Annotated in this window: 7 protein-coding genes and 2 tRNA genes; 4 read left to right on the top strand and 5 right to left on the bottom strand. The window is 48.3% G+C overall.

The features are described 5' to 3' along the window. Positions 1 to 62 precede the first annotated feature (62 nt). The 4 genes from CAG65_RS12750 to CAG65_RS12735 all read right to left on the bottom strand — a co-directional run bounded on the left by CAG65_RS12750 (position 63) and on the right by CAG65_RS12735 (position 2,841). Complete coding sequence (locus CAG65_RS12750) at positions 63 to 791, bottom strand: class I SAM-dependent methyltransferase (protein ID WP_161453890.1); 729 nt, start codon at positions 789 to 791, stop codon at positions 63 to 65. Between the two features lie 133 nt (positions 792 to 924). Further along, complete coding sequence (locus tag CAG65_RS12745) at positions 925 to 1,233, bottom strand: c-type cytochrome (RefSeq protein ID WP_021705137.1); 309 nt, start codon at positions 1,231 to 1,233, stop codon at positions 925 to 927. A 78-nt stretch (positions 1,234 to 1,311) separates the two neighbouring features. Next, positions 1,312 to 2,316 (bottom strand): low-specificity L-threonine aldolase, encoded by a 1,005-nt coding sequence (gene ltaE / locus CAG65_RS12740; protein WP_161453889.1) that lies wholly within the window; start codon positions 2,314 to 2,316, stop codon positions 1,312 to 1,314. A 9-nt stretch (positions 2,317 to 2,325) separates the two neighbouring features. After that, positions 2,326 to 2,841, bottom strand: coding sequence for an NUDIX hydrolase (locus tag CAG65_RS12735; protein ID WP_021705139.1), 516 nt, complete (start codon positions 2,839 to 2,841; stop codon positions 2,326 to 2,328). A 331-nt stretch (positions 2,842 to 3,172) separates the two neighbouring features. Between CAG65_RS12735 and CAG65_RS12730 the strand changes: the two genes are divergently transcribed. From CAG65_RS12730 to CAG65_RS12720, 3 genes are all read left to right on the top strand, one after another. Beyond that, positions 3,173 to 4,834, top strand: a complete 1,662-nt coding sequence (locus tag CAG65_RS12730) for an ATPase RavA domain-containing protein (protein ID WP_021705140.1) — start codon at positions 3,173 to 3,175, stop codon at positions 4,832 to 4,834. A 9-nt stretch (positions 4,835 to 4,843) separates the two neighbouring features. Further along, a complete protein-coding gene (gene viaA, locus CAG65_RS12725) occupies positions 4,844 to 6,289 on the top strand; it encodes an ATPase RavA stimulator ViaA (RefSeq protein ID WP_161453891.1) in 1,446 nt (481 codons plus the stop codon). A 148-nt stretch (positions 6,290 to 6,437) separates the two neighbouring features. Beyond that, a tRNA-Cys gene (locus CAG65_RS12720) sits at positions 6,438 to 6,511 on the top strand. A 99-nt stretch (positions 6,512 to 6,610) separates the two neighbouring features. Here the strand turns inward: CAG65_RS12720 and CAG65_RS12715 are convergent. Continuing rightward, entirely contained in the window at positions 6,611 to 8,191 is a 1,581-nt protein-coding gene (locus tag CAG65_RS12715; protein ID WP_161453888.1) for a BCCT family transporter, read from the bottom strand. 434 nt (positions 8,192 to 8,625) lie between these two features. Between CAG65_RS12715 and CAG65_RS12710 the strand changes: the two genes are divergently transcribed. Continuing rightward, positions 8,626 to 8,699 (top strand) — tRNA-Cys (locus tag CAG65_RS12710). Positions 8,700 to 8,704: the final 5 nt, after the last annotated feature.

Raw genomic sequence — 8,704 nt, 5'->3', positions numbered from 1 at the left:
TCTAAACGTTACGTGAATCCAGTCACACCCAAATTGGTTTTCAGTCGGAGAAAATATCGATGCTATTTCACTGCAACCAGAAAACCCACTTGTTGTGATTTCAGGCCCAGACAGGCTTTTTTCACTGGGCTAAGGTTGCCAAATTCGTAACAGTGGGTGACGTACATTTCTTGAAAGCCCGCCTCTCTGAGCATTGATTTCCAGACACTCTCCGAGTGAAAACAGACCCCAACACCTGCGGTATTGGCTCCCATTCTGGCAACGACTGATTTGAGAGAGTCCGATGCGGTTAAACGGTAAATAACCTGACCAGGCATATCACTCACCCACAAACCTTCATAAAAGTTCTCAAAGATGAACACCATGCCGCCCGGTTTAAGATTCTGATAAGCTTCCGTGAGCGCGGCGCGCTGCACTTGCAGCGTAAGTTCGTAGCTGTTGGAGACAAAGTGGTGCAAGACCCAGTTAAACTGAATGATATCTTGCTGATGCTGTTGGCTGGCTTGCTGAAAAGTACAGGCCAGTAATGATTTTCTGGGATGGGGACGGTTTTTTTCTAACAGGGTTTGCTCTGGTTCAATGACGGTGACATTAGCAGCAGGAAAATGCTCCAGTACTTTGTCTGCGTAAATCCCGTTGCCACCACCAACGTCTAACAGGTTGAAAGGTCTGTCGTTGGAATAACGTTCGACGATTGGTTTGGCGACCAGTTCGAACATCTCGTTGCTGATGTACTCAACATCAAACGCTTCTGTCTGTGAAGCTGCCAGTTTTCTTACACTGATTGTCATTGTCGCACCTCCATGGCTATGAAGAGTACGGTTCAATATTCAAGCCAGTTTTTAGCGCTTTATTGATCAATAGGTTACGGAAGCAAGATGGCAGCACACGCAAATTGAAAACCAATTTGCATATCCACGATGCTTATTCCTGAGTTGCAAAAAACGCAGCGACATCTCTGAGATCCTCGTCATTGAGCTGACGGAGTTGATCACGCATCATTTGCGCCATCGGGCCAATGCGCTGACCATCTTGGTAGGCTTTCATGGCTTGATAGAGGTACTGCTCGTTTTGTCCCTGAAGATGCGGGTAGGCTGGGTTGTCAGCAATACCGTTTTGGCCATGGCAGAACACACAACTCGGCGCTTTGAGCTGCCCCAATTGTGGGTCGCCGCCAGCGTGAGCGAGCGTCGAAGTCAGCGCCAGTGAATAAAGTACAGCGGTGAAGTTCATCGATACCAGCCTCTCATGTCGGTTTTGATAAAGAGTAAAGCTTCCCCTAGAGGGAAGCTCAATCTTTTTGTTTAACCGTTACAGACAGTCGTTGAGTTTGCTCAGTAAGGTGTCAATGTCGGCTGACGAAATATCCTTGTGAGTCACGAAACGTATCGGGTTACCGGGAGTAATGGTGATGCCATCAGCTTTGAGTTTTGTCGCGATGGCGGCGATATCGATCTGCTCATCCAGTTTGGCAAAAACAATGTTGGTTTGTACGAACTGTGGGTTCACGTCAAAGCCAGGTAGCGCCGCCAGACCGTGCGCAAGCTTTTTGGCGTTGGCGTGGTCCGTTTGCAACTGTGCAACCTGCTCAGTCAGAGCGAGTTTACCAGCCGCCGCGAGAATACCGGCCTGGCGCATGCCACCGCCAACCATCTTACGCAAGCGGCGAGCTTTGGCGATGTAAGCGGCAGACCCAAGCAACAGAGATCCGATGGGTGCGCTCAGCCCTTTGGAAAGGCAGATTGTCATCGAATCGAAGTATTGGGCGATCTCTTTTACGTCTACGTCCAGTGCCACTGCGGCATTGTACACGCGGGCACCATCCAGATGCAGGGCAAGTTGATGCTGATCGACAAATTCTCGTGCCTGAGCGAGATAGCTGAGCGGCAGAACTTTCCCGTTGATGGTATTTTCAAGACTCAGTAGGCGAGTGCGGGCAAAGTGGCAATCGTCTGGCTTGATGGCGGCTTTCAGTTTTGCAATGTCGATGGTGCCATCTGGGTTATTTTCCACCGGTTGGGGCTGGATCGAGCCCAATACTGCGGCGCCACCGGCTTCGTACTTGTAGTTGTGGGCTTGCTGGCCACATAGATATTCGTCACCACGTTCGCAATGCGCCATCAATCCGAGCAGGTTCGCTTGTGTACCGGATGTTGTGAACAGCGCGGCTTCAAATCCATGGCGATGGGCTGCCCATTGCTCAAGCTCGTTGACGGTTGGGTCATCACCATAAACGTCGTCGCCAACCACAGCATGGGCCATGGCTTCACGCATTGCCGGGGTCGGTTGAGTGACCGTATCTGATCTAAAGTCCATATTCTTCTCCTAAATGTAGCCACCCAGACGCGCTTTGTAGAGGCTGGCGATGGTTTTGGCATCGGTAATTGTACCGTCAACAATATAGTGCTCCAGTGTGCTGAGTGGAAGCGCTTCTACTTCAATTTCTTCATCTTCATCACATTGATAACGCTGCGTTTTCTTAAGCGTACGCGCAATAAAAAGATGTTGGATTTCGTCACAGAAACCAGCCATAGGCGTGAGTTGTCCGAGCGATTGATACTCAGCGGCGCTAAAGCCAGTCTCTTCTTCCAGTTCACGTTGCGCGCAGGTCAGTGCGTTTTCACCCGTTTCCACAGTACCGGCGGGCAGTTCTATCAACCATTTGTTGAGTGAAGGACGAAACTGGCGGATCACGATGATATCGCCGTTGTCGTCGACAGGCAGAATCACTGCTGCACCGGGATGGTGAATGGTGGTGTGGGTGACGGTCGTACCAGAAGGCAGTTCAATATCTTGTTCAATCAGCGAGATACGCTTCCATGTGTGAATGATCTTGCTCATGTAACCTTTTCAGCCAGTGATAAAAGTGTAGGTTTCACTACCTTAACGATTAAGATCACATAAAGAAAGATTAAGCTGGTACACTGACGCATGACTTTCTAGGGTTATCCGACGTGAGTGATTGATTTATAGACGAAATCTACTGGCCGCTGGTAAAGATAGGCGGCAGGCAGGATTGCCAAATATGAAATCAAAGTTTGCACATGAAATGCAAAATGACGGTTCTGATATAAGAGCCTGTTCAACGGAAAAATGCACTTGTAACAAAGTGATAACAAATGTATAAGAGTAGACGAATTGACCTGCAGAAATATTCCGGGGGAACCCTGCAATGATTAGCCCTTCACATGCATCCCACGCGCAGAAAGCACTGCTCTCGGAACGAATTAACAAACTGGCTCAGGCCCTCTCCGATGGGGTGTATGAGCGAGAAGACACCATCAAATTATGTTTGCTTGCTGCCTTGGCTGGCGAAAGTGTTTTCCTTCTGGGCCCTCCGGGCATTGCCAAAAGTTTGATTGCCAAACGTTTGATTCAGGCGTTTGATCATTCGTCTTACTTTGAATACCTGATGACTCGTTTCTCGACTCCTGAGGAAGTGTTTGGCCCGTTGAGCATTCAAGAGTTAAAAGACAATGGCCGTTATTTGAGATTGACGGACGGTTATCTGCCGACTGCGCAGGTGGTGTTTTTGGATGAAATCTGGAAAGCCGGTCCGGCAATTCTTAACACTTTGCTCACTGTCGTGAATGAGAAAACCTTTAAAAACGGCAGTGATATTGAACGGGTACCGATGCGCCTGTTGGTGTCAGCCTCGAATGAACTGCCGGATGAAGATAGCGGACTCGAAGCTCTGTACGACCGTATGCTGGTACGAATTTTTGTTAACCGTATTCAGAACAAGCAAAACTTCAAGTCGATGTTGACGGTAGGCACCCCACAGGAAGCGAAAATCCCGGATGGTCTGGCGATCACTGATCAGGAGTATCACGAGTGGCAGACCCAACTGGACAAACTGCTTCTGACCGACAATGTGTTTGAAAAGCTGTTCCAGCTCAAAACGTTACTGGAGCAGACCGTAGAGAGCCAGGGTGTGAATGCAGCAGACACTGATATGTACGTGTCTGACCGCCGCTGGAAGAAATCCGTGCGGCTGCTCAAAGCCAGTGCGTTCTTTAACGGCCGCGATGCGATCAATCCACTTGATCTATTGTTATTACAGGACTGTTTATGGAATAGCCCGGAGTCTCGGGAAGTGGTGCGAGGTGTGGTTCGCGAGTTTGCACTTAAGCATGCCTTTGATCAACAGGACGTAGAGCATCAGATCACGCTTTGCCGTGAAGAGTTACAAGAGATTCAGGATGCGCTTGAGTCTGAGTTTGCGATTACGTTATCTACCGAATCGACGACCGGGATTCTGAAAAAGCAAATTAACCACTACGACATTTCGGGTGCGAAATCATACAAAGTCGGCAGTGCGTTTGATTTGGTGAAACTGGTGCTTTTGCAGAGCAATATGTCGGTCTCTGAGTCTGAGAAAGGCGACAGTCGCTGGGTATATGTGCCGAAGAACGAACTGGAGCGGGTGATTAAAGAAGGACACGGAGATGTGTACGGGTACGTCAACCAGAACACCAATTTATGTCGACTGCGTTTTGACGTCGATGCATCCAACAACTTGGTGATCAAAGATATCGCTAATCGTGCTGTACTGGTCGCTGTCGTGACTCAAAAGGGATTGGACGAGAGCGTGTATCAGGAGTGGTTGACTAAAGCGGAACAATCGGTGGCTCAACTGACGCAGGCGGAGCACCATTTGCGCAAAGTCCGATCCGATTTTCATGGTGCTTTGCCACACAACTTTGTTGATCCTGAGCTGCCAAGAATTATGGAAAGCAGTCTGCAGAGCTTACAGCAACAACTGGAGAGCACGCAGACAGAGTGCGAGCGTACAGTTTTCCGTTTCAAAAACCTCAATCAGTTCTTCTCATAGGAGTGAATGATGCTGGGTGCTGATGGCCTTAACTTAGCGTTGATGATTGCGGATTCCGGTATTATCGATACCGCCGTGAACGATCTGATGGGGCGCTCTCAGGTGATGATGATGACAGAAAACCGCGGTGTGCGTGCCTCGGTGAAAAATCATTTGCTTAAATGGCGCGGCAGTGTAAAGAAACGCATCACAAAGGTGTGTGAGACCGAACGCTTTCAACAAGAGCTGGGGCTGTACCAGGAAGTCATTCACTGGGACGAAGAGGAATTTTTCGACAAGATCAACGATGTGGTCAAGCAGCTTGAATGGCATTCGGCATTCTACTTACCGGCTCGTCGTTTACTGGAAAAAAACAAAGGGGTGCACAACCCCATGTTTCCGCATTACTTCTGTGATCAATGGTATAAAACCTTGTCAGAAGCCATTCAGCAGGCTCAGCTTTCAGAATTAGAGGCGAACAAAGAAAAGCTGCTTAAAGATCTCTATCAACGCATGGAAACCATGAAGAACATGGATAAAGTGGCGGAAGTGGGGGATGAGGGCAGCGTTGGCCGGCTTTGGGATATGGCCGCTGCGAAACTGAGCAAAACGGATCTTGGTGTCATGAAACGTTATGCCGAGTTTCTCAAAAAGAATAAAGGGTTGCAGGAGATTGCGGAACAACTGGGCAGAATGGCGGGTCAGGTCGATGATCCGGATCTCAACCGGGCGCCAGCCGAAGAGTTACAAATGGTCGAAGAAAAATCCGATGAAGCCACCGATGACATCGTTGGTGTTCATGAAAGCGACGATCTGAACAAACTGCTGCCAAACGAAACCATGTTTCTCGCATACCCTGAACTGGAAGTGGTGTTTTATAAACATTTGGTGGATAAACGCCTGATGAATTACCGTATGCAGGGGAAAAGCCGCACACTACGTAAAATCAGAGCGCATCGTCCGGACAACAAGCAAGTGGATGTTGAAAAGGGGCCATTCATCTTGTGTGTTGATGCTTCTGGTTCAATGAGTGGTTTTCCGGAGCAGTGCGCTAAAGCGATGGCGTATGCCTTGATGCAAATTGCGTTGGCCGAAGATCGTGATTGCTTTGTGATTTTATTTTCTACCGAGCAGATCACCTATGAATTGACACGTCCGGATGGATTGCGTGAAGCCGCTGATTTTCTCAGTTACAGCTTTCATGGCGGAACGGACTTTGAGCCCGTAATCGTTAAGTGCATACAACTCATGCAAAGCGAAAAGTACAGAAACGCCGATTTGGTGGTGTTGTCCGACTTTATTGCACCGAAACAGACGGACGAAGTGCTTGATACCGTGGCGCAATTGAAGGCGAAGAAAAACCGTTTTCATGCGGTCAGTTTGTCCAGATATGGCAACCCTGAATTAATGTCGATGTTTGATCACTGCTGGGCATACCATCCGAGTCTCGTTGGGCGACTGATGAAAAAATGGTAGAAAACCGTAAGTTGGAACGATAGTTGTGCAAAATGAGTTAAAAACCGGCAAACAGAATGAAATTACAGATTTTTGTTTGACTCTCTCGCCTCAATCCGTAAAGTATGCAGCGAACGCAGCGGTGGGTAACTAAAGCGTTGATAAAAAAGGCGCGTTGGCAGAGTGGCTATGCAGCGGATTGCAAATCCGTGGACCTCGGTTCGACTCCGGGACGCGCCTCCATTTTACAAATGACCAGCTTAAAGCTGGTTTTTTTGTGTCTGGAATTCGGGCACAAAAAAGGCCAGCGAGTGCTGACCTTTCTATTCTTTGCGCTAAGCATTATGAATACAGGGCTTGCTCTGTTTTCAATCCCTTAATCAGGCTTACACACATCAACAGCAATACAAAGCTGAATGGTAGGGCGGTTGCCACCACACCAGACTGCAGTGCCTGTAGGGCTTCTTTACCACCAATCCAGAGCATGACGGCTGCGATGGCGCCTTCGACACTTGCCCAGAAGATACGTTGAGGGATAGGTGCGTCAACTTTGCCGCCAGCCGTGATACTGTCGATCACCAGCGATCCTGAATCCGACGACGTAATAAAGAAGATGAGGATCAGGACAATCGAGATGATGGAGATTGCGCTACCAAACGGCAGCTGCTCATACACGTGAAACAACGTTAGCGAAATATCTGTCAAACCATTCGTTCCCAGTTCACCCACTTTGTTGGCTACCTGATCCAGAGCTATACCACCAAACACAGCCATCCAGATCAGCGTCAGCAGAGTCGGGATAAAGACAACAGCAAACAAAAACTCACGTACGGTACGGCCGCGGGAAACACGCGCGATAAACATACCGACGAATGGCGACCATGAAATCCACCAGGCCCAGTAAAACACCGTCCAGCCGTGCATCCATACTTCATCTTCACGGCCATGAGGGTTACTCAAACCAATGATGTTTTCTGCGTACGCCATAAAGGTCGCAGGAATAGACTCCAATGCGATGTCATAACTCACACAGACAATAAAAATCAGCAGCGCAAACGCGAATGCCATATTGATGTTACTCAGTACCTTTACACCACCGTCGATACCGCGGATCACCGAGATAATCGCAATGAAAGTGACAAAGACGATCACGCCAAGCTGCATACCAATGCCGCCATCGGTACCAAAAATATAATTGATGCCGCTGGTGGCTTGTTGAGCACCGAGACCAAGCGATGTCGCTAAACCAAACAAGGTAGCCAGTACCGCCATAATATCGATTACGTGGCCCAACCAGCCCCAAGCGCGGTCACCGAATACCGGGTAAAAGACACTACGGATGGACAAAGGCAACCCTTTATTGAAAGCAAAGAAAGCCAATGCCAGAGCTACGATGGCGTAAATCGCCCAGCCGTGAATACCCCAGTGAAACATGGTGGCGCCCATTGCCAGCGATTTGCCTTCTGGTGTATTAGCAGCAACATTCATTGGCGTACCCCACCAATCGGTGTAATACGCTGTAGGTTCCGCAACACTCCAAAAGAGCAAGCCAATACCCATACCTGCGGCAAACAGCATTGCCAGCCAAGAAACGCGTGAATGATCCGGTGTCGCGTCTTTACCACCAATACGAATCTTGCCGAATGGTGAACACATTAATGCCAATGTGAAGAACAAAAAGAAGTTGGTGGTCCACATAAAGAACGCATCAAAGTCTTCAATGATTCCGTTTTTCAATGTGTTCAGTGCGTCGCGTGCGGTGATCGGATCAACCAGCAGCAGAGAAGCGAGAAATAAAATAATAAGTCCTGCGCTGATCCCGAAGACGGGGTTATGAACATCGAATCCCCACTTCTGAATGTTATCCTGACCTACCTGATAGTCAGTTGTATCAATACTGTATTTTTTTAAAGCGTCTTCCATAAAAAAGTCTCAAAAATGTTTTGTCGTCGATGCATTTTTTCATCCTAATGCACCGGAACACATCGAATAGTTGTTCGTTATTTAGAGTTCGAAGTGTTTGTGAGGGGCGTATATTAGCAGAAATATTAAGATAAAATCAAATGTGGCCAAGTTTTTGCCCGGTTTTGACGTGCTTGTCAGGCGGTTGGTATTCGATTGAGATGGTCTAATGATATGTGCACTAAACATTTATTTGGTTTTGAGTTGTGCTGAATAACTGGCAGGCCCAAAAGCCAGAAGTCAGGTAGTCTGTGCGAGCGGCGGAATTTTGTTCATTCAGACAAGCTGAATACATTCTTTGGTTGACTGGCTCAGGATATCCGGTAGAGTACGCTTCGTTCTGAAGTTGATGGTCGGTACGTTTCGCTCGTAATCCACATCGACTCAAACAAAAAGGCGCGTTGGCAGAGTGGCTATGCAGCGGATTGCAAATCCGTGGACCTCGGTTCGACTCCGGGACGCGCCTCCATTTCA

This window comes from Vibrio sp. V39_P1S14PM300 (assembly GCF_009904765.1).
Classification (GTDB): Bacteria; Pseudomonadota; Gammaproteobacteria; order Enterobacterales; family Vibrionaceae; genus Vibrio; species Vibrio proteolyticus.
This window is presented reverse-complemented; position numbering and strand designations above follow the sequence as displayed.